At 69.6% G+C, this 19,187-nt stretch carries 19 protein-coding genes; 15 read left to right on the forward strand and 4 right to left on the reverse strand.

Going from position 1 to position 19,187, the window contains the following annotated elements:
- Window positions 1–4: 4 nt before the first annotated feature.
- Window positions 5–772: a type I methionyl aminopeptidase gene (gene map / locus ITJ61_RS16055; RefSeq protein ID WP_194686833.1), complete on the reverse strand. Its 768-nt coding sequence runs from the start codon at window positions 770–772 to the stop codon at window positions 5–7.
- A 75-nt stretch (window positions 773–847) separates the two neighbouring features.
- Between map and ITJ61_RS16060 the strand changes: the two genes are divergently transcribed.
- The 9 genes from ITJ61_RS16060 to dprA all read left to right on the forward strand — a co-directional run bounded on the left by ITJ61_RS16060 (window position 848) and on the right by dprA (window position 9,567).
- Window positions 848–1,411: a hypothetical protein gene (locus tag ITJ61_RS16060; protein WP_104298825.1), complete on the forward strand. Its 564-nt coding sequence runs from the start codon at window positions 848–850 to the stop codon at window positions 1,409–1,411.
- Between the two features lie 169 nt (window positions 1,412–1,580).
- Window positions 1,581–1,931 carry a 50S ribosomal protein L19 gene (gene rplS / locus ITJ61_RS16065; protein WP_068484112.1) on the forward strand — a complete coding sequence of 117 codons (351 nt, stop codon included), beginning with the start codon at window positions 1,581–1,583 and terminating at the stop codon, window positions 1,929–1,931.
- A 101-nt stretch (window positions 1,932–2,032) separates the two neighbouring features.
- Window positions 2,033–2,911 (forward strand): signal peptidase I, encoded by an 879-nt coding sequence (gene lepB / locus ITJ61_RS19955; RefSeq protein WP_228497132.1) that lies wholly within the window; start codon window positions 2,033–2,035, stop codon window positions 2,909–2,911.
- Window positions 2,908–3,561, forward strand: coding sequence for a ribonuclease HII (locus tag ITJ61_RS19960; protein WP_323744395.1), 654 nt, complete (start codon window positions 2,908–2,910; stop codon window positions 3,559–3,561). The genes lepB and ITJ61_RS19960 overlap by 4 nt, the downstream gene beginning before the upstream one ends.
- Window positions 3,562–3,573: 12 nt before the next feature.
- Window positions 3,574–3,897: a DUF2469 family protein gene (locus tag ITJ61_RS16075; protein ID WP_068484088.1), complete on the forward strand. Its 324-nt coding sequence runs from the start codon at window positions 3,574–3,576 to the stop codon at window positions 3,895–3,897.
- A gap of 73 nt (window positions 3,898–3,970) precedes the next feature.
- Window positions 3,971–6,058: a RecQ family ATP-dependent DNA helicase gene (locus ITJ61_RS16080; protein ID WP_194686954.1), complete on the forward strand. Its 2,088-nt coding sequence runs from the start codon at window positions 3,971–3,973 to the stop codon at window positions 6,056–6,058.
- A gap of 171 nt (window positions 6,059–6,229) precedes the next feature.
- Complete coding sequence (locus ITJ61_RS16085) at window positions 6,230–6,589, forward strand: YraN family protein (RefSeq protein WP_194686835.1); 360 nt, start codon at window positions 6,230–6,232, stop codon at window positions 6,587–6,589.
- On the forward strand, window positions 6,586–8,217 hold the full coding sequence (locus ITJ61_RS16090) for a YifB family Mg chelatase-like AAA ATPase (protein ID WP_194686836.1): 1,632 nt from the start codon (window positions 6,586–6,588) through the stop codon (window positions 8,215–8,217). Before ITJ61_RS16085 ends, ITJ61_RS16090 begins: the two co-directional genes overlap by 4 nt.
- 6 nt (window positions 8,218–8,223) lie before the next feature.
- Complete coding sequence (dprA, locus tag ITJ61_RS16095) at window positions 8,224–9,567, forward strand: DNA-processing protein DprA (protein WP_194686837.1); 1,344 nt, start codon at window positions 8,224–8,226, stop codon at window positions 9,565–9,567.
- Window positions 9,568–9,605: 38 nt separating this feature from the next.
- On the opposite strand, the gene ITJ61_RS16100 is transcribed toward dprA, so the two are convergent.
- Window positions 9,606–10,076, reverse strand: a complete 471-nt coding sequence (locus ITJ61_RS16100; protein ID WP_104240681.1) for a MarR family winged helix-turn-helix transcriptional regulator — start codon at window positions 10,074–10,076, stop codon at window positions 9,606–9,608.
- 65 nt (window positions 10,077–10,141) lie between these two features.
- Here ITJ61_RS16100 and ITJ61_RS16105 point away from each other — a divergent pair, with 65 nt between their 5' ends.
- Together ITJ61_RS16105 and ITJ61_RS16110 are read left to right on the forward strand one after the other, a co-directional pair.
- A complete protein-coding gene (locus ITJ61_RS16105; protein WP_194686838.1) occupies window positions 10,142–12,268 on the forward strand; it encodes an MMPL family transporter in 2,127 nt (708 codons plus the stop codon).
- 55 nt (window positions 12,269–12,323) lie between these two features.
- Complete coding sequence (locus ITJ61_RS16110; protein ID WP_104240683.1) at window positions 12,324–13,229, forward strand: tyrosine recombinase XerC; 906 nt, start codon at window positions 12,324–12,326, stop codon at window positions 13,227–13,229.
- A 172-nt stretch (window positions 13,230–13,401) separates the two neighbouring features.
- On the opposite strand, the gene ITJ61_RS16115 is transcribed toward ITJ61_RS16110, so the two are convergent.
- Window positions 13,402–14,979 (reverse strand): hypothetical protein, encoded by a 1,578-nt coding sequence (locus ITJ61_RS16115; RefSeq protein WP_194686839.1) that lies wholly within the window; start codon window positions 14,977–14,979, stop codon window positions 13,402–13,404.
- A 41-nt stretch (window positions 14,980–15,020) separates the two neighbouring features.
- Complete coding sequence (locus tag ITJ61_RS16120; RefSeq protein WP_194686840.1) at window positions 15,021–15,563, reverse strand: murein hydrolase activator EnvC family protein; 543 nt, start codon at window positions 15,561–15,563, stop codon at window positions 15,021–15,023.
- A 305-nt stretch (window positions 15,564–15,868) separates the two neighbouring features.
- Here ITJ61_RS16120 and rpsB point away from each other — a divergent pair, with 305 nt between their 5' ends.
- The 4 genes from rpsB to frr all read left to right on the forward strand — a co-directional run bounded on the left by rpsB (window position 15,869) and on the right by frr (window position 19,187).
- Entirely contained in the window at window positions 15,869–16,774 is a 906-nt protein-coding gene (gene rpsB / locus ITJ61_RS16125; RefSeq protein ID WP_104298832.1) for a 30S ribosomal protein S2, read from the forward strand.
- 27 nt (window positions 16,775–16,801) lie between these two features.
- The gene (tsf, locus tag ITJ61_RS16130) at window positions 16,802–17,632 is read left to right on the forward strand and encodes a translation elongation factor Ts (protein WP_104240687.1); all 831 of its coding nucleotides are present in this window, start codon (window positions 16,802–16,804) and stop codon (window positions 17,630–17,632) included.
- A gap of 150 nt (window positions 17,633–17,782) precedes the next feature.
- Window positions 17,783–18,508, forward strand: coding sequence for a UMP kinase (pyrH, locus tag ITJ61_RS16135; protein ID WP_104240688.1), 726 nt, complete (start codon window positions 17,783–17,785; stop codon window positions 18,506–18,508).
- A gap of 124 nt (window positions 18,509–18,632) precedes the next feature.
- Window positions 18,633–19,187: a ribosome recycling factor gene (frr, locus tag ITJ61_RS16140; RefSeq protein WP_104240689.1), complete on the forward strand. Its 555-nt coding sequence runs from the start codon at window positions 18,633–18,635 to the stop codon at window positions 19,185–19,187.

Here is a 19,187-nt window from a genome sequence, read left to right on the forward strand (position 1 = left end):
CGCGCTAGCTGCGCGCCGTCAGGACGATCGGGTCGCCGTCGGTGATCACGACGGTGTGCTCGCTGTGCGCGCCGCGCGAGCCGTCTGCGCTGCGCAGCGTCCAGCCGTCCGCGTCCTGGACCAGCTTGTCCGTCGTCTCGAGGAACCACGGCTCGATGGCCAGCACGAGGCCCGGCTTGAGCGGCATGCCCCGGTTGGCGCGCCCGCGGTTCGGGACGCTCGGCTCCTGGTGCATGGTGCGGCCGACTCCGTGGCCGCCGAACTCGACGTTCACGGGGTAGCCGGCGTTCTTCGCGACCTGGCCGATGGCGTGGGAGATGTCGCCGAGCTTGTTGCCGGGGCGCGCGGCCTCGATGGCCGCATCCAGTGCCACCTCCGTCGTCGCCACGAGGCGCAGGTCCGCCTCGCGGGGCGTGCCGATCGCGACGGTGATGGCCGAGTCGCTGACCCAGCCGTCGACCGCGACCGCGAAGTCGAGCGTCAGCAGGTCGCCGTCCTTGAGGGCGTAGTCGTGGGGAAGGCCGTGCAGGACGGCGTCGTTGACCGACGTGCAGATGACCTTGCCGAACGGCGAGTTGCCGAAGGAGGGGTGGTAGTCGATGTAGCAGCTCTTCGCGCCGCGCTTGGTGATCAGCTCGTGCGCTCGAGCATCGAGCTCGAGGAGGTTCGTGCCGACTGCGGCGCTCTGCGACAGCTCGCTGAGCACCTCGGCGACGAAGCGCCCCGCGGGTCGCATCTCTTCGATTTCCTTCTGGGTGCGCAGCTCGATCATCCGACAATCGTACCGGCGCTCGTGCCGTGAGCGAACGATCTGCCTCCGCTCGGGAACCTCCCGTAGCGTTGGCACATGGGCATCGGCCGACTCGTCTACCGCGCACTCCTCCCCGCGGCGCTCTTCCTCGCCGCCTGGCAGTTCGTGGGGTGGCTCATCATCGGCGCCCCGGTCGGGCGATTGTTCGTCTTCGGATTCGCGGGTCTCGCGGCCGTCGCCGGGCTCCTCATCCTCTCCGCGAACTTCTGGCTCAGGCCCGACATCCGCGAGTCCAAGGCCCTGCAGCTGCGCGATGTCCCCCTCATCGTCGTGCCCTGGCTGCTCTGGGCGGTCGGAGCCGTGGTTCCCGACGCTCCAGGGCTGTGGGTGCTCGCCGCCGCGTTCCTGTCCATGGTCGTCGCGGGCTCCGTGGCGCGCCGGCGACTGACGGCTGTCGTCCAGGAGCGGCTGGCCGCCGCGCAGACCGCGGGTCCGCAGGCGAATCCGTTCGGCCTGTTCGGCGGCATGCCCGGCATGCCGACCCCTGGGATGCCCGGGGCGTCGGGGCGGGGAGGGCCGCCCGCGGGAGGTGGGGGAGCATCCGGACCAGATGCCGGAAAGGTCATCACCCTCGACCCCGACCCGGAAGAGCGCAGCTGAGCGCGCGTTCCGCTCGGCGTTCGCATTGCGGGCGTCTGTCGGGCGTGGTTTACTAGATCCTTGTGCCGCGGCTCGACTCTGCCACAGGGGACGAGAGCACTTCGCGATGCACGCCAACCTCTTCACTGACCTTCGCAGCCGACCTGTGGCGACTGCAGAGAGCGAAATCATGACCAACGTTATCGACGTCATCGACGCAGCATCGCTGCGCAGCGATGTCCCAGACTTCCGCCCGGGCGACACCGTCAAGGTGCACGTGAACATCGTCGAAGGCACGCGCTCGCGCGTCCAGGTCTTCCAGGGTGTCGTCATCGCTCGTCAGGGCGCTGGCGTCCGCGAGACCTTCACGGTCCGCAAGGTCAGCTTCCAGGTGGGCGTGGAGCGCACGTTCCCCGTGCACACCCCGGTCATCGAGAAGATCGAGATCGTCTCCCGCGGCGCCGTGCGTCGCGCGAAGCTCTACTACCTCCGTGGTCGTCGTGGCAAGGCTGCGAAGATCCGCGAGAAGCGCGACAACTAGGCTTCAGCAGTAGGCGAATGGCTCCCCATAGCGGGAGCCATTCGTGTCGATCCGGACGAAACATCACAACCGCCACGGCGGACCGAGCTTGAGGGGGCGCCATGGTCGACGCGAGTGCGCGCGATCGCCGCGCTCCGTTTCACGGACGAGCGCCGCACGAGGGCAGGCACCGCCTCGGTCGCACCGATCGCCCTGCGGGACTGGGCGCGTCCGAGATCGCCGACGCGCCCATCCACGCGACGGGGCTCATCGCCGCTGATGAGCCCGCGCCGGAGCGCACCGGCCGTCTCGGCAAGGCGATGCTCTCGTTCGCGCGCGACCTCGTCATCGTCGCGGTCCTCGCGATCGTCATGTCGATGCTCATCAAGACCTTCCTGCTGCGGCCCTTCTACATCCCCTCCGCGTCGATGAACGACACGCTCGTCGTCGAGGACCGCGTCCTCGTCAACCTCCTCGTTCCGGACATGATCGGCATCGAGCGCGGCGACATCGTCGTGTTCGAGGATCCGGGCGGATGGCTCCCGGTCGTCGCGCCGACGGAGAAGACCGCGTCGCAGGCCGCGGTCGACGGCGCCCTCGAGTTCGTGGGCCTCAAGCCGGAAGAGACGAGCAACCACCTCATCAAGCGGGTCATCGGGCTGCCTGGCGATACGGTCTCGTGCTGCAACGAGTACGGCCAGGTGCTCATCAACGGGCTGCCGATCGGCGAGCCGTACCTGCTGCTCCAGGACGGGCAGGCGGCCTCCGGGCTGCCGTTCGACGTGACCGTCCCGGAGGGGCACCTCTGGGTCATGGGCGACAACCGCTACAACTCGGAGGACTCCCGGTACCACCAGGACGAGCCGGGAGGCGGCTTCGTGCCCGTCGACGACGTCGTCGGCAAGGCGTTCCTGCTGAACTGGCCGCTCGATCGCTTCACCTTCCTCGGCAACTACCCCGAGGTCTTCGACCGCGTCCCGGAGCGGACGGACCAGGAGTGACACCACCCGTCGACCCCACGCTCGACGTCGAGCGAGAGCTGCTGCTCACCGCCCCCGTCGTCATCGGCGTCGACGAGGTCGGGCGCGGAGCCATCGCCGGGCCCGTCGCTGTCGGAGCCTGCGCGATCGACGCCGCCAGGATCGAGCTCGGGGCCCCGGCGGGCGTCCGCGACTCGAAGCTGCTGAGCGCGAAGCGCCGGCTCGAAGCACGCGCGGGCATCGAGGCGTGGGCGATGAGCGTCGGCGTCGGGTACGCGAGTGCCATCGAGATCGACGAGCGCGGCATCACCGCCTGCCTCGGGGCCGCCGCCAAGCGGGCGCTCGCCGAACTCCACGCGAGCGGGGTCCCGGTCGCGGACGCCGTCGTGCTGCTCGACGGCTCGCACGACTGGCTCTCGCCGTGCCTCTCGACGCCGCTCCGTGTCGTGGTGCGCCCGAAGGCCGACCGGGACTGCACCTCGGTCGCTGCAGCGTCCGTGATCGCGAAGCTGGAACGAGATGCCCTCATGGTCTCGGCGGGCGAGGCGCATCCCGAATACCTCTGGGAAGCGAACAAGGGATACGGCAGCGCGGCCCACCTCGCGGCGATCGCCGCGGCGGGCCCGAGCGAGCTCCACCGGCACACCTGGCTTCGCGCCGCGACCCCGTAGACTGGGCGGATCATGGACGACGAGAATTTCGACGATTACGAGCGCGAGCAGGAGCTTTCCCTGTTTCGCGAGTACCGCGACGTCGCGGGGCAGTTCAAATACGTGATCGAGACCGAGCGCCGCTTCTACCTTGCGAACAGCGTGGACCTGGTGCGGCGCGACACCGAGCACGATTTCTACTTCGAGCTCACGATGAAAGACGTGTGGGTGTGGGACATCTACCGTTCCGACCGCTTCGTCAAGCAGGTTCGCGTGCTGACGTTCAAGGACGTCAACGTCGAGGAGACGGGCTCGAAGGAGTTCGAGCTTCCCAAGGAACTCGCACTCGACGAATAGCGGGCGCGCGGCGACGCGCCGAGTGGACGCTGATGTCGGTGGTCCGTGGGAGCCTCGTGGAGTGACAGAGACGATGATTCCCGACGCCACCGCATCCGCAGCCACTCAGATCCTGAGGGCGCTTGTCGGCAGAGACGACGCGGTCTTCCACGACGGACAGCTCGAGGCGATCTCGGCGATCGTCGACGAGCGCCGACGAGTCCTCGTCGTGCAGCGCACCGGCTGGGGCAAGTCGGCCGTGTACTTCATCTCGAGCCTCATGCTGCGCGCCCGTGGCGCCGGGCCGACGATCCTCATCTCGCCGCTGCTCGCCCTCATGCGCGACCAGGTCGAGGCCGCGAGTCGCGCGGGCGTGCGGGCGGTGTCCATGTCGTCGGCGAACGCGCACGAGTGGGCGAGCATCCGAGAGCAGCTCGCCGCCGACGAGATCGATGTCCTGCTCGTCTCACCCGAGCGCCTCAACAACCCGGAGTTCCGCGACACGCAGCTGCCGGAGCTCCTCAATCGCACGGGCCTTGTCGTGGTCGACGAGGCGCACTGCATCTCCGACTGGGGTCACGACTTCCGGCCCGACTACCGTCGCATCGCGTCCCTCATCTCCGGGCTCGGCACCGACATTCCCGTCCTCGCGACGACGGCGACCGCGAACGAGCGCGTCGTGCACGACATCGAGGAGCAGCTCGGCCGCAGCGGCATCCTCACGATCCGCGGCCCGCTCGCGCGAGCCAGCCTCCGACTCGGCGTGCTCCGACTCGGCAACGCTCGTGAGCGGCTGGCGTGGCTCCTGCAGCACCTCGAGGAGCTACCGGGATCCGGCATCATCTACACCCTCACGGTCGCGGGGGCCGAAGACACGTCTGCGGCCCTCCGGGAGGCCGGAATCCACGCGCCCGCGTACACGGGCAAGACCGACCCAGACGAGCGCGAGCGCCTCGAGGGCGCGCTGAAGCGCAACGAGGTCAAGGCCCTGGTCGCCACAAGCGCCCTCGGCATGGGGTTCGACAAGCCCGACCTCGGGTTCGTCGTGCACCTCGGGGCGCCGTCGTCGCCCGTTGCGTACTACCAGCAGGTCGGTCGAGCCGGTCGTTCGAGCGCGTCGGCCGACGTGCTGCTGCTGCCGGGCGAGGAGGACCGCGCCATCTGGGAGTACTTCGCGACGGTCTCGATGCCGGACGAGGAGCGCGCGCAGGCTGTGCTCGGGGCTCTTGGCGGCTCACCGCGGTCGACGGTCGCGCTCGAATCGGCGGTCGACCTCCGACGCTCTCGCCTCGAGCTGCTGCTCAAGGTGCTGGACGTCGACGGCGCTGTGCGGCGCGAGCAGGGCGGCTGGGTCTCGACCGGCCAGCCGTGGAGCTACGACGGCGAGCGGTACGCCCGTATCGCCTCGGCCCGCTCGGCGGAGGCGCAGTCGATGATCGACTACGAGCGCACCGACGGCTGTCGCATGGAGTTCCTGCAACGTCAGCTCGACGACTCGACCGCGGCGCCGTGCGGGCGCTGCGACAACTGCGCGGGCATCTGGTTCGACTCGACGACGGATGCGGCGGTGCAGGCGAGAGCGGGGGCCGCGCTTGATCGTGTCGGCGCCGACATCGCGCCGAGGCGCCAATGGCCCAGCGGCATGGCGAGCCTGGGTGTCGACCTGAAGGGGCGCATCCCCAAGGAGGAGCAGGCGTCAGAGGGCCGGGTGCTCGCGCGCCTCAGCGACCTCGGCTGGGGAGGTCCGCTGCGTGAGCTGTTCGACTCGGCCGGGCCGGAGACGACCGTGACAGGGCCGTTGCTGCAGGCGTGCATCCGCATCCTGTCCGAGTGGAAGTGGGCGGCCCGGCCGCAGGGAGTCGTGTTCGTTCCCTCGCGCTCGAGGCCCCGCCTGAGCGCCTCGCTTGCCGAGGGCATCGCCGGTGCGGGGCGTCTGCCGCTGCTGGGGTCGCTTGATCTGGTTCGCGGCGGGCCGGCGGGCCAGCCGGGTGGCAACAGTGCGTTCCGGCTCTCCAGTGTCGAGGGACGTTTCTCGGCGGGGTCGCTCGATATCCCGGCGGGGCCAGTGCTCCTCATCGACGACTTCGTCGACAGCGGTTGGACCATGACGGTCTGCTCGCGTGAGCTCCGCCGTGCGGGTGCGAGCGCCGTGCTGCCGCTGGCCCTCGCGCAGCGCGGCTGACCGGGCCGGACGACCGCCGGGGACCCGCGTTCCGGGCCGCATTCCTTCCGGCGTCGGTCGGCGACTCTGCTGACGCTCGTCCTGTGGACGCCCGGCACTCCACAGCGGCTGGTCTCCACGTGGGCGAGCGGTGCGTGGCGGTCCAGACTCCCGGCAAGGGAGGTGGTGCGGATGCGTGCCAAGGATCAGCTGGGGCGGCTCGGGGAGAATCTCGCGACCGCGTATCTCGAGGAGCGCGGCCACGATGTGCTCGAGCGGAACTGGCGGTGCCGTGAGGGGGAGATCGATGTCGTCTCGCGTCGGGGCGGGTTCATCGTGTTCACGGAGGTGAAGGCGCGGCGGTCGACGGCGTCGGGGCATCCGCTCGAGGCGATCACGCCGACGAAGCTGGCCCGTATGCGGCGGCTGGCGGGGCTCTGGATGCTCGCGCACCCGGACGAGCGCGGTGCGATGCGGCTCGACGTGATCGCGGTGATCGCTCCGAGCGATCGCACGCCGACGGTGCAGCACGTCGTGGGGGTGGGCGCGTGACGCAGGGCACGGTCGGCCACTCCGTGGCGATCGCGCTCGAGGGGCTCGGCGGGGAGCTCGTCGAGGTGGAGACGCAGATCAGCCCGGGCCTGCCGTTCTTCAAGCTCGTCGGGCTGCCGGACACCTCGCTGGGGGAGGCGCGCGAGCGGGTCAGGGCGGCGCTGCAGAGCTCGGGATGCCCGCTGCCGGCGAGCCGCGTCGTCACGAACATGTATCCCGCCTCGCTGCGCAAGCACGGGGCCGGCTTCGACCTCGCGATCGCGGTGTCGTTCCTCGCCGCTGCCGGGATCATCTCGGCCGAGTCGCCGACGCGCGCGGTGCACATCGGCGAGCTCTCCCTCACCGGTCAGGTACGGGCCGTCGTCGGCGTCCTGCCTGCCGTGGCCGCCGCGCGAGCCGCGGGCTTCGATACCGTCGTCGTGCCAGCGGACTCGAAGGCGGAGGCGGAGCTCGTGGAGGACATCCGAGTCGTCGCCGTCACCTCGCTGCGGGCCGTGGCACTGCACTACGGGGCCGATGCGGACGAGCTCACCGAGGAACTCGAGTACCCCTCGAGCTCGGCAGGGCGGTCCGTCGCGGTGCGGGAGCGCGAGCGCAGCGGGGACCCGACCGGGGCGCTCAGCGCGGGGTCGGCGCTGGATCTGTCCGACGTGGTCGGCAGCGACGCCGCCGTCCGGACCCTCATCATCGCTGCCGCAGGCGGCCACCATCTGCTCATGCTGGGACCGCCGGGCGCGGGCAAGACCATGCTCGCGGAGCGACTGCCCGGCATCCTCCCCGACCTCGAGCCGGAGGCCGCCGTGACCCTGGCCGCGGTGCGCTCGCTCAGAGGGATGCCGCTCGCCGCGCGCCTCGACCGCAGGCCGCCATTCGAAGCGCCCCACCACACCGCTTCGGCCGTCGCGCTGCTTGGCGGTGGAAGCGGCCTGATCAGGCCAGGTGCCATCTCGCTCGCGACGGGCGGGGTGCTCTTCCTCGACGAGGCGCCCGAGTTCGCGCGCCACACGCTTGACTCGATGCGCCAGCCGCTCGAGAACGGCGTCATCGAGATCCATCGCGCCCAGGGTCGGGCGGCCTACCCCGCTGAGATGCAGCTCGTGCTCGCCGCGAACCCCTGCCCCTGCGGAAACCACGGCGACCCCGACGCGGAGTGCCGCTGCGATGCCTCAGCCCCACGACGCTATCTCGCTCGCCTCTCCGGTCCGCTGCTCGACCGAATCGACCTCCAGCTGCGGGTCGAACGCGTCTCGGCCGCCCGGGTCCGACTCGTGGACCACGAGGCGCAGCTGGGCCACGCCGGGCAGGAAGCCGCGCATCCGAGCATCAGCACAGCCACGGCGCGCGGGCTGGTCGAAGAAGCTCGCGGACGCGCCAGGAGGCGACTCGAGTCGACGCCGTGGACGATCAACGCCCGAATCGTCTCGCGGTGGCTGCGCGCCCCAGAGCACCGCCCGAGGCGCGACGCCTACGCACCCCTCGCAATCGCGCTCGAACGCGGGCAGGTCACGATGCGCGGACACGATCGTGTCCTCCGGGTCGCCTGGACCATCGCCGACCTCGACGGAGCATCGCGCCCGGAAGTCCACCACGTGCACGAAGCGCTGTCCTATCGAATCAGACTGGGGTAGGTGGAGATGTCAGCACAGGAACCGCAGAGCGGCGCGCACGATCGCGGTACCGATCACGTCCGTCGAGCAGACGGCCAGGCACGCGAGTCGTGGCCCGACCCGGCCGCATTGCGAGACGCGCTGGCCGGGGTGAGCGGCGGGAAGGTCGACGATCTCGGCGACGCAGCCGTGCAGGCCCGGATCGCGCAGCTGGCCTGGTCCTGTACGGTCGAGCCGGGCGACGCCACAGCTGGGCTGCTGATCGGGGCGCTCGGCCCCGTCGAGGCCCTGGAAGCGGTCGTCTCCGGGGCTCTGCTCCGGCGGGCCAGGGAGCGCGGTTCGGGCGCGGGAATTCCGTTCGACGAGCTCGCGACGGCAGTCGAACGGTGGCACCACCGCCTCGACCTCGAGCGCACCGCGGCCATCCTGCGCAGCTCGGCGCGACTCGGAGTGCGCGCCGTTCTCCCCGGAGACCGCGAATGGCCGACGCAGCTCGCCGACCTCGGCCCACATGCGCCGTGCGCGCTCTGGGTTCGCGGCTCCCTCGACACGCTCCGCCAGCTCACGCGGTCCGTCGCGCTCGTGGGCGCCCGGGCATCCACCAGCTACGGCGAGGAGGTCACGGTGCGCCTCGCGAGCGGACTCGCCAGCCGCGGCTTCGGACTCGTCTCCGGGGGCGCATACGGCATCGACGCCGTCGCGCACCGGGTGGCCCTCGCCGAGGGAGCGCCAACGGTGGCGGTGCTCGCCGGCGGTCCTGATCGGCTCTACCCGCAGGGCAACCGCTCCCTCCTGGAACGGATCATCGCGCACGGCGCACTTGTCAGCGAGCTCCCGATCGGGCAAGCGCCCACGCGATGGAGGTTCCTGCAGCGCAACCGCATCATCAGCGCCCTTGCCTCGGCGACCGTCGTCGTCGAGGCAGGGCGCAGGTCCGGAGCCGCGAACACCGCTGCCCACGCGCTGACGCTCGGTCGGCCACTGGGTGCCGTGCCCGGCCCCGTCACGAGTGCGGCCTCGGTCGGCTGCCACCGGCTGCTGCGAGAGTCCGATGCGTCGCTCATCACCTCCGTCGACGACATCGTCGAGCTCCTCGGCGATCACCGGGGAGGCGAGCTCGAACTGCCGGACGGAGCCGCGTGGCCCGGCGAGCGGGGCCGCGAGCGAGCTGATGGGGATCGACCCTCATCCAACGCGGTGCGAGCGAGGGACGCCCTCCGAGTCGGCCGGCCTCAGCGCAGCGCGGAGATCGCGTCGGCGGCGGGGCTCACGGTCGCCGAGACGGCGGCGGGTCTGGCGGAGCTCGAACTCAACGGCCTTGCCCGAGAGGGCGCCGCAGGGTGGACCAAGACCACCCAGGCGAGACGCTGAGGAACGGGGGAAGGCGCGGGTGGTGCGCATCGTCCGGGTCAGCTCGGAGGCTGAAGGTGCTCCCGGTAGCTCGCGACGACCCCCTCCAGGTAGCGCACGATGACCGCGCGTTCAGCCTCGTCGAAGTCCTGGGCGACCGAGTCGATGTCCATGATCATCGGCGCCAGCAGGCCGCGGGCCTTCGCCGTCGAATCCTCTTCCGGGAAGACGAGCACACCGCGGCGATCGCTCGGGTTCGGCTCACGACGCACGTGCCCCGCCTTCACGAGCCGATCCACCACGACCGTCACCGCCGCCGTCGTTATGCCGAGGCGGCGCGCGATATCGGACGGGGTGAGGTGACCCGAGGAGATCAGGTGCTGCATCGCCACGAGATCGGTGTGATTGACCTCGAGCTCCTTCGCCACGACGACCTCGTACTCGTCGGAGATCGTGAGGATCTCGCGCAGCAGCGCGGTCGACTCATGCACGCGCGGAAACGCGCGACCCCGTTCATCCCCGGATTGCATGGAACACATCCTAGCGCTAGGTTAGCTAAGCAAATTGATTACTAGTGCATTTAGGTGGTTCGTCCATGCGTGGCATCATCCGATTCATCACCGGCAAGGCGAGCGGCGCGATCGTCATCGCCGTCTTCGTCGTCTTGAGCGGGCTCGCGTTCTTCTGGGGCTCGGGTGAGGGCGGCGACGTCGCGCCAGCTGGCGACCTCCCCGCCTCCGCTGAGTCCGCCAAGGTCGAGGAAGCGCTCGCCACCTTCGAGACCGAGGACAGCAGCGCCGCGCTCTTCGTGTTCCACCGCGACGGCGAAGTGCTCACGCCCGACGATCTGGCGGCCGTGTCCGCGGCCAGCTCGGGCATCGCCGACGCCGCGGGCGTCGACGCGTTGCCGCCGGCCTTCCCAGCCGAAGACGGCGAGGCCATGATCCTCACGGTGCCGCTCGACGCGACCACCGACGTCGATGCACAGTCCGCGCGCGCCGAAGCCATGCGAGCCGCCGCGGCCGACGGGCTGCCAGACGGGCTCATCCCGGTCATGACGGGCCCCGAGGGCTTCGCGGTCGACATCGCCGCAGTCTTCGAGGGCGCCAACTTCACGCTGCTCACGGTCACCGTCCTCGTCGTCGCCTTCCTCCTCATCGTCACCTACCGCAGCCCCGTCCTCTGGCTCATCCCGCTCTCCGTCGTCGGGCTCGCCGACGGCGTCGCCGGCATCGTCGCCACCCGGATCGTCGGCGCGTTCGGCTTGACGATGGATGCGTCGATCAAGGGCATCCTCTCCGTCCTGGTATTCGGCGCGGGCACGAACTACGCGCTGCTCCTCATCGCCAGGTATCGAGACGAACTCCGTGTCTCGGCCGACAGGCGCGAGGCCATGGCAACCGCCCTGCGCGGCGCGGGCCCCGCCATCATCGCGAGCGGTGGGACCGTGGCCCTGAGCCTCGCGACGCTGCTGTTCGCCTCGCTCGGCGGAAACGTCGTCCTCGGCCTCGCCTGCGCGATCGGCGTCGTCATCGCCATGGTGTTCGCGCTCGTGCTCCTGCCGGCCACCCTCGTGCTCTTCCCTCGCGGTATCTTCTGGCCGGTCGTGCCACGCGTCGGCGACGATCAGCACGGCAAGGGCTTCTGGTTCAAGCTCGGAACCGGCGTCTCGAAGCGTCCAGCCATCGTCGCGGGCGCCGGCATCGTCGTGCTCATCGCGCTCGCCGCCGTCGCGCCCAGCATCAAGGTGGGGCTCGCTCAGACGGAGCGGTTCACGTCCACGCCGGAGGCGGTCGTCGGGCAGGAGCTGCTCAACGAGCATTTCCCGGACCTGGCAGGCGCACCGGCGGTCGTCATCGCGAATTCCGGTGCAGCGCAGGCGGTGGCCGATCGTGCCGCCGAGATCGAGGGTGTCGCGTCCGCATCGGTGGGCGACTCCAGCGGCGAGATCACGCGCATCGATGTCGGGCTCTCCTCTCCTGCGGAGACGGAGGAGGCACTCGCCACCGTCGAGCGCCTCCGCGCGGAACTGTCCCAGGTCGACGGCGCCGACGCGATCGTCGGCGGCCTGGACGCTCAGGCCCTCGACGAGCAGGCCGCCCAGGACCAGGACCAGCTGCTGCTGTTCCCCCTCATCCTCGCGGTCGTGTTCGTCGTGCTCCTGCTCCTCCTGAGGTCGCTGGTCGCCCCGATCCTGCTGCTCCTCACCGTCGTCGGCTCGTTCTTCGCGTCGGTGGGTGCCAGCTGGCTGCTGTTCGAGAACGTGTTCGGCTTCCCAGCTCTGGACACCTCGGTGCTGCTGTTCAGCTTCCTCTTCCTCGTCGCGCTCGGCGTCGACTACAACATCTTCCTCGTCACGAGGGCTCGCGAGGAGGCGGTGAAGCACGGAACGAAGGACGGGATGATCCGCTCGCTCTCGGCGACGGGAGGCGTGATCACGAGCGCTGGGATCCTGCTCGCCGCCGTGTTCGCGGCGCTCGGTGTCCTTCCGCTCATCACGCTCACGCAGATCGGCATCATCGTGTGCGTCGGCGTGCTCCTCGACACCCTCCTGGTGCGAACGGTGATCGTGCCGGCGCTCGCCTTCCTCACCGGTGGCCGCTTCTGGTGGCCGAGCAAGGGCATCCTGGAAGACCCGAGGCCAGCGCACGCCGAGTCGGCTCATCCAGGCCAGGTGGGCGGGGGCTCGCACCACGCGAAGCCGGCCCACGCCAAGTCGTAGGCTGCTGGTTCACGCCGCGGCCGTGGTGTCTGGGTTGCGACCTACGATGGTGGGCATGCAGGAGCTCTCGGTCGCGGTCGACGCCTACCTGCGCTCGCTGCGCTCCGAGCGTGGGCTGTCGCCGCGGACTGCGCAGGCCTATGCGGGCGATCTCGGCATCCTGCTCGACTCCTGCGAGCGCGCTGGGATCGATGGGCCGGGTGCGCTCAGCTTGGAGGTCTTCAGGGATCTGCTGTGGCAGCAGACGCAGGCGGGCAAGGCCGCGTCGAGCATCGCCCGCATGGCGGCTTCGTTTCGCGGGTTCACGTCGTGGCTCGAGGAGACCGGCCGCGGCCCGGATTCGGCGCGGCGCCTGAAGAGCCCGAAGGCGGGGTCGACGTTGCCGCGGGTGGTGTCGGCTGACGGAATGCGGGGGATCCTGGACGCGCTCGCCGAGCGAGCGTCCTCGGGCGATCCGGTGGAGCAGCGCGATGTCGCGATCATCGAGCTGCTGTATGCGTCGGGCATTCGTGTCTCGGAGTGCTGTTCGCTCGATGTCGGGGCAGTCGATCTGGGGCGGCGCGTGGTGAGGGTCGTCGGCAAGGGCGACAAGGAGCGAGTGGTGCCGTTCGGGGCGCACGCTGCGAAGGCGGTCGAGCGGTGGCTCGAGGTCGGCAGGCCGGTCCTCGAGCAGCCGCGTTCTGGGCAGGCGCTGTTCCTCGGTGCTCGCGGCGGGCGGTTGGATGCCCGCACCGTGTACGCGCTCTCCCGTGAGGTTCTGGGAGCTGCGCCCGGCGGTGGCCCTTCGGGGCCGCACACGTTCCGCCATACTGCGGCGACGCACCTGCTGGATGGGGGAGCGGACCTCCGCGCCGTCCAGGAGATCCTGGGCCACTCCGACCTGGGGACGACGCAGATCTACACCCACGTCTCCGCGGAGCGCCTGAAGGCGTCGTACCTGCAGGCGCATCCCCGAGCCTGAAGCCGGGGTCGATCTGGCTGGACCCCGGACGGCCGGACGCTGGACGCTGGACGCTGGACGATGCAGGCCGGCAGGCCAGCACACCGGCAGGCCGACACGCCTCGACGGCCGGGTCTGGCCGCCGAGGCGTGCCTGCGTCCTCGCGGATCTGGCTCCGCTGCGTGGAGGCGGGTCAGGCCTGGCGTCGGCGACTCAGCAGTCCCCAGGCGAGCGCGCCGATGCCGATGACAAGCGCTCCGGCGCCCAGGAGCAGGGGCCAGCCGATACCTGCGGCCCCGGTCTGGGCAAGGGCGTCTGGCGAGCTCGACGGCGATGATTCTGCGGCTGCCGAGCTGGCGGCCGGCGGTGACGCGGGCGCCGTGCTCGGCGCTGGAGTGCCCGCCTTCGCGCTGGGTGCCGGCGTCGTGGACGCCGGCGGCGACGCGGTGGCACTCTGCGTTGCCGTGGGCGGCGTGCTCGGCCTGGAGATCTCCGGAGGGTTCGAGCTCTCCGGAGGGTTCGAGTTCTCAGGTGGGTTCGTGTTCCCCGGAGGCGTCGTCATCGCGGGAGCCGTGGGCGGCGCGGCGCTGACGGGCGGGCTCGTCGGGGCAGAGCTCGCAGGGATGGGAGGAGCGCTCGGGGTCACGCTCGGTACCGGTGTGGCTGTGGGCGTGGCCGTTGGTGTGCGGGTTGCCATTGGTGTGGGCGGAGTCGTTGGGGTGTGCGTTGCCGTTGCCGTCGGCGTGGGCTTGGGTGTTGAGGTCGGCGTCGGCGTGGCCGTCGGGGCTGGTGTGGGTGTTGGGGTCGGCGTCGCGACGGGCACCCGAGGCGCTCGGTCCTGGCCGACGGCCGTGAACTCCCCGGGCAAGGTGCCGCCGCTTCCGCCGAGCAGCTGAGCGCCTGGCGTGTGCAGGACGAGGATCTTCGCGGCCCAGGGCACAGACGGAGAGGTGACGCTCGCGCTGCCGCTCACCGTGACGGGCCCGCGGTCGAGGGCCGCGGGGCTGACCACGATCGGAGCCGATTCTCCGCCTCGAATCGTCGAGGTCTCGGCGCCGGTGGCGACGAAGGTGGCGCCGCTCAGCACCACTGTTCCCGTGGCTCCGGGTACCTCCGTTGCCAGGGTGACGGTGCCCGTTCTCGCATCTGCCCCGTCGGTCGTGAACGCAAGGCTGCCCTTGAGGTCGACCGGCGCGCTGGCGCCGACCTTCGCCGCATCCGCGCGAATGGCCGCGAGGGTGCTGCCGACGTCTGCCCGCTTCTCCTCGGGCACACGTCCGAGGTAGTGCTCGTCTCCGCTCACCGCATGGCCCGAGTAGCTTTCGGGGGCCGCGAGCGACCAGACGAACATGGCGACGGCGCTGGTCACCGTCGGGTCCGCGGACTGCCCGTGGGTCGAGATGGCCCAGTTCACGCGGGCTGTGTCGTCGTCGCTCATCTGGAACTGCTCGCCATCGACGACGCTTCCCTTCGTCGTCTCATCGAGCGGGCGGGGCAGCCAGGGCTGCAGGCAGTAGACGTTGCGTCCCTCGAAGCTGTAGGCCCCGATCCGTCCCTGTCCGCCGTTCTGGGCGTCGTCGAAGCCGGGGCCGTAGCCGGCTGCGCTCGCGGTCTGCGCTCCGGAGAAGAGCAGGAACGACGCGGTCATGGCGAGCATGACGAGGCCAGCTGCGGCGCGAGGAAGTCGAGTGGTCCAGCGCGATGGCGAGTGCGCGGTGCGATGGGCAGCCCCGGCGGGCGAGGGCGGTCGCTGCTGGTGGAGAGGAGACATGTGGTGCCTTTCTGGTGTGGGTCGTGGCGAGCGTCGGTTGCTCATCGGTACAGGGGAAGCAGGACGGCCGCGGGGGGTCGCAGCACCTCGAACAGCGGGGCGGGGTCGAGGTAGGCGCTGTCGCGTCGAACCCCGAGGTGCAGGTTCCCTTCGGGCGTGTGGCGATGCCCGATGCTCAGCTCTCCGATGCGCTGGCCGGTGGAGACGACGTCTCCCGGTCTCAGCTGTGTGACGACCGGCTCGTAGCTGGCGAGCAGGCCGTCGGCATGCTGGATCGAGAGCACCGGTCGGTCGACGACGAAGCCCGCGAACGTGACGGTTCCCGGGGCGGGGGAGCGGACGTCGTCGCCCGGTGCCGCGGAGATGTCGACGCCGCGGTGGCCGGCCCCGTACCGGGCGGCGAGGTCGAATCCACGAGCGACGTTCGGAGGCGCTTCCACGGGCCAGCTCCACGTGCTCGAAGCCCCGGCCGCGTGCGGAGCGCCGCCCAGAGTCGCGCTGGCCATGAGCAGGAGGAGAATGAGCGTCGCGAGACCGCGCCGGGGGCGGACGAGGGACGCTGGGGACTCCGGGGTGCGGTGCATGGTGTCATCGTGGTGCCCGGTGAGCGGGCCCCTGCGGCAGACGACCACGAGGTGTGGAGGACGCCTGTCCACAGGCTCGGCTGCACCTGAGTCCATGCACCGGTTCCCTGCGCCACCGCTCCTGTGTAGACTGACGCCAGCAGCCCGCCATGCGGGCTGACTTCGCGTGCCCATCGAGGCGTGCATCCATCGGTCTCCAGCACTTCGGTGCGAGAGCGGATGCGCGCTGGGCACCAGGCTGTGCGGCCGCCGGTCGCAGAGAACAACCGCGCGCAGGAATGCGCATTCGAATAGGGAGAACGACCATGGCAGTCGTCACCATCCGCCAGCTGCTCGACAGCGGCGTGCACTTCGGGCACCAGACCCGTCGCTGGAACCCGAAGATGAAGCGATTCATCTTCACCGAGCGGTCCGGCATCTACATCATCGACCTCCAGCAGTCGCTGGGCTACATCGATGCTGCTTTCGACTTCGTCAAGGAGACCGTCGCACACGGCGGCACCATCCTCTTCGTCGGCACCAAGAAGCAGGCTCAGGAGTCCATCTCCGAGCAGGCGACCCGCGTGGGCCAGCCCTACGTGAACCAGCGCTGGCTCGGTGGCCTCCTCACGAACTTCGGCACCGTCCAGAAGCGCCTCAACCGTCTCAAGGAGCTCGACCTCGTCGACTTCGACGACACGACGCGCGGCTTCACGAAGAAGGAACTCCTCATCCAGCGTCGCGAGCGTGACAAGCTCGAGAAGTCGCTCGGTGGTATCCGCAACCTCTCGAAGACGCCTTCGGCGCTCTGGGTTGTCGACACCAAGAAGGAGCACCTCGCGATCGACGAGGCCAAGAAGCTCGGCATCCCGGTCATCGCGATCCTCGACACGAACTGCGACCCGGACGACGTCAACTACCCGATCCCGGGCAACGACGACGCCATCCGCTCCGTTGCGCTGCTGACGCGCATCATCGCCGACGCAGCAGCTGAGGGCCTGATCCAGCGCCACCAGAAGCCGACCGAAGGCCAGGCCGAGGTCGAGCCGCTGGCTGAGTGGGAGAACGACCTGCTGCAGGGCGACGCTCCTGCCGCTGAGGCCGTCGTCGAGGCTCCTGCTGAGACCGAGGCTCCTGCCGAGGCCGAGGCTGTCGAGGCAGCTGAGCCTGCCGAGGCCGCCGAGCCTGCTGAAGCAGCCGAGGCTGTCGAAGCCGTCGAAGAGTCCAAGTAACTTCAAGCACTAGGGAGAACCCCACACATGGCTAACTTCACCCTCGCTGATGTCAAGGAGCTGCGTGAGCAGCTCGGTACTGGCATGGTCGACACGAAGAAGGCGCTCGAAGAGGCCGACGGCGACAAGGAAAAGGCCGTCGAGATCCTCCGCCTCAAGGGTGCGAAGGGCAACGCGAAGCGCGCTGACCGTTCCACCAGCGAAGGCCTCGTCGCCGCGAAGGACAACGGAAACGGCACCGCGACGCTCATCGAGCTCGCAACCGAGACCGACTTCGTTGCCAAGGGCGACAAGTTCATCGCACTCTCCGAGAAGGTGCTCGATGCTGTGGCCGCCGCTGGCGCGTCGAACGTCGACGAGGCGCTTGCCGCCCCCGTCGACGGCACGACCGTCAAGGAGACCATCGATGGCGTCGCCGCGATCCTGGGCGAGAAGATGGAACTCCGCAAGGTGAGCCTCCTCAAGGGCGCCAACTTCGAGATCTACCTGCACCGCACCTCGCAGGACCTGCCACCGCAGGTCGGCGTCGTCGTGGCGTACGAGGGCGACGACGCGGCTACGGCTCGCGGCATCGCTCAGCACATCGCGATGTTCGACCCGCAGTACCTCACCCGTGAGGACGTTCCTGCCGAGGCAATCGACAAGGAGCGGGTCATCGTCGAGGAGATCTCTCGGAGCGAGGGCAAGCCAGAGGCAGCCCTTCCGAAGATCATCGAGGGACGCCTGACCGGCTTCTTCAAGCAGATCGTGCTCCTCGAGCAGGACTACGCTCGCGACAACAAGCAGACCGTGAAGAAGATCGCTGACGCCGCAGGCGTCAACGTCGTCGACTTCGGTCGCATCCGCGTCGGCGCCTAACGCCAGACGCACACGAATTCGGGGCCGGATGCGCAAGCATCCGGCCCCGTTTCGTGTCCCCGGAGCCCGCTCGAGGAGGTCCGCTGAGACTCGTGCGCGCTCCGCGCAAGGTAGGCTCGTGGACGATCAGCGATCCCACAAGGAGCACAAATGTCACCACAGGCCCCGCGCAGACGCGTTCTCCTCAAACTCTCTGGCGAAGCGTTCGGTGCAGGCAAGATGGGTGTCGATCCCGAGGTGCTCACGAGCATCTCCAAGGAGATCGCCGCTGCTGCACGCGACGTGGAAGTCGCCATCGTCGTCGGCGGAGGGAACTTCTTCCGCGGCGCTCAGCTCGCGAACGCCGGCATGGACCGCGCGCGAGCCGACTACATGGGCATGCTCGGCACCGTCATGAACGCCCTCGCGCTGCAGGACTTCATCGAGCAGGCGGGCACCCCCGCCCGTGTGCAGTCCGCCATCGAGATGCGCCAGGTCGCCGAGCCGTACATTCCGCTCCGCTCCAAGCGCCACATGGAGAAGGGCCGCGTCGTCATCTTCGGCGCCGGCGCCGGCCTCCCGTACTTCTCGACCGACACGGTCGCCGCACAGCGTGCGCTCGAAGTCGGAGCAGACGTGGTGCTCGTCGCGAAGAACGGTGTCGACGGCGTCTACACCGCCGACCCGCGCCAAGACCCCAGCGCCGAGCTGCTGCACTCGGTCACCTACCAGGACGCGCTCCAGCGTGGCCTCAAGGTCGTCGACTCGACCGCCTTCAGCCTCTGCATGGACAACGGCATGGACATGCGCGTGTTCGGCATGAGCCCAGAGGGCAACATCGCCCGCGCCATCCTCGGCGAGGACATCGGGACGCTCGTCACGTCGAGCCTCGACTAGTCGAGGGCCCCACCGAAACCGCCACCCCGCGACAATTTTCGTCAGTGCGCCGCGCCCTCGAGCGTGGCGTGCGCATCCGACCATCTCGGTAGGATGATGCAGAACGCCCTGGAAAGGACACCCCGTGATCAACGACGTGCTCACCGAGACCAAAGACAAGATGGCGAAGGCCGTCGACCACGCGAAGGAAGACTTCTCGACGGTGCGAACGGGGCGGGCGAACCCCCAGCTCTTCACGAAGATCCCCGTCGACTACTACGGCACCGCGACGCCGCTCGAGCAGCTCGCGTCGATCGCCGTCCCCGAAGCTCGTGTTCTCGTGATCACGCCCTACGACAAGTCGGCCCTCAAGGAGATCGAGAAGGCCATCGTGTCGCGGCCGAACCTCGGGGTCACGCCAAGCAACGACGGCAACCTCATTCGCGTGGTCATGCCGGAGCTCACGGCCGACCGCCGCAAGGAGTACGTCAAGCTCGTGCAGACGAAGGCGGAGGAGGCGCGCGTCGCCGTCCGCAACATCCGTCGCAAGGCGAAGACCGACCTCGAAGCGCTGAAGGACGAAGTGGGCGAGGACGACATCGCTCGCGGCGAGAAGGAACTCGAGACCTTCACGAAGGCGCACATCGATCGCATCGACGAGGCTTCCAAGCACAAGGAAGCCGAGCTCCTCGAGGTCTAG

It is taken from the genome of Pseudoclavibacter sp. VKM Ac-2888, from assembly GCF_015351285.1.
Lineage (GTDB): Bacteria > Actinomycetota > Actinomycetes > Actinomycetales > Microbacteriaceae > Pseudoclavibacter.

What these genes read in the sequence shown, in the direction of transcription:
- ITJ61_RS16100 (WP_104240681.1), bottom strand. Translation starts at nt 10,076, where the DNA reads ATGCAATCCGGGGATGAACGGGGTCGCGCGTTTCCGCGCGTGCATGAG.
- ITJ61_RS16110 (WP_104240683.1), top strand. Translation starts at nt 12,324, where the DNA reads ATGCAGGAGCTCTCGGTCGCGGTCGACGCCTACCTGCGCTCGCTGCGC.
- ITJ61_RS16120 (WP_194686840.1), bottom strand. Translation starts at nt 15,563, where the DNA reads ATGCACCGCACCCCGGAGTCCCCAGCGTCCCTCGTCCGCCCCCGGCGC.
- pyrH (WP_104240688.1), top strand. Translation starts at nt 17,783, where the DNA reads ATGTCACCACAGGCCCCGCGCAGACGCGTTCTCCTCAAACTCTCTGGC.
- ITJ61_RS16105 (WP_194686838.1), top strand. Translation starts at nt 10,142, where the DNA reads ATGCGTGGCATCATCCGATTCATCACCGGCAAGGCGAGCGGCGCGATC.
- tsf (WP_104240687.1), top strand. Translation starts at nt 16,802, where the DNA reads ATGGCTAACTTCACCCTCGCTGATGTCAAGGAGCTGCGTGAGCAGCTC.
- rplS (WP_068484112.1), top strand. Translation starts at nt 1,581, where the DNA reads ATGACCAACGTTATCGACGTCATCGACGCAGCATCGCTGCGCAGCGAT.
- ITJ61_RS16075 (WP_068484088.1), top strand. Translation starts at nt 3,574, where the DNA reads ATGGACGACGAGAATTTCGACGATTACGAGCGCGAGCAGGAGCTTTCC.
- ITJ61_RS16060 (WP_104298825.1), top strand. Translation starts at nt 848, where the DNA reads ATGGGCATCGGCCGACTCGTCTACCGCGCACTCCTCCCCGCGGCGCTC.
- rpsB (WP_104298832.1), top strand. Translation starts at nt 15,869, where the DNA reads ATGGCAGTCGTCACCATCCGCCAGCTGCTCGACAGCGGCGTGCACTTC.
- ITJ61_RS16115 (WP_194686839.1), bottom strand. Translation starts at nt 14,979, where the DNA reads ATGTCTCCTCTCCACCAGCAGCGACCGCCCTCGCCCGCCGGGGCTGCC.
- dprA (WP_194686837.1), top strand. Translation starts at nt 8,224, where the DNA reads ATGTCAGCACAGGAACCGCAGAGCGGCGCGCACGATCGCGGTACCGAT.
- map (WP_194686833.1), bottom strand. Translation starts at nt 772, where the DNA reads ATGATCGAGCTGCGCACCCAGAAGGAAATCGAAGAGATGCGACCCGCG.
- ITJ61_RS16080 (WP_194686954.1), top strand. Translation starts at nt 3,971, where the DNA reads ATGATTCCCGACGCCACCGCATCCGCAGCCACTCAGATCCTGAGGGCG.
- ITJ61_RS16085 (WP_194686835.1), top strand. Translation starts at nt 6,230, where the DNA reads ATGCGTGCCAAGGATCAGCTGGGGCGGCTCGGGGAGAATCTCGCGACC.
- lepB (WP_228497132.1), top strand. Translation starts at nt 2,033, where the DNA reads ATGGTCGACGCGAGTGCGCGCGATCGCCGCGCTCCGTTTCACGGACGA.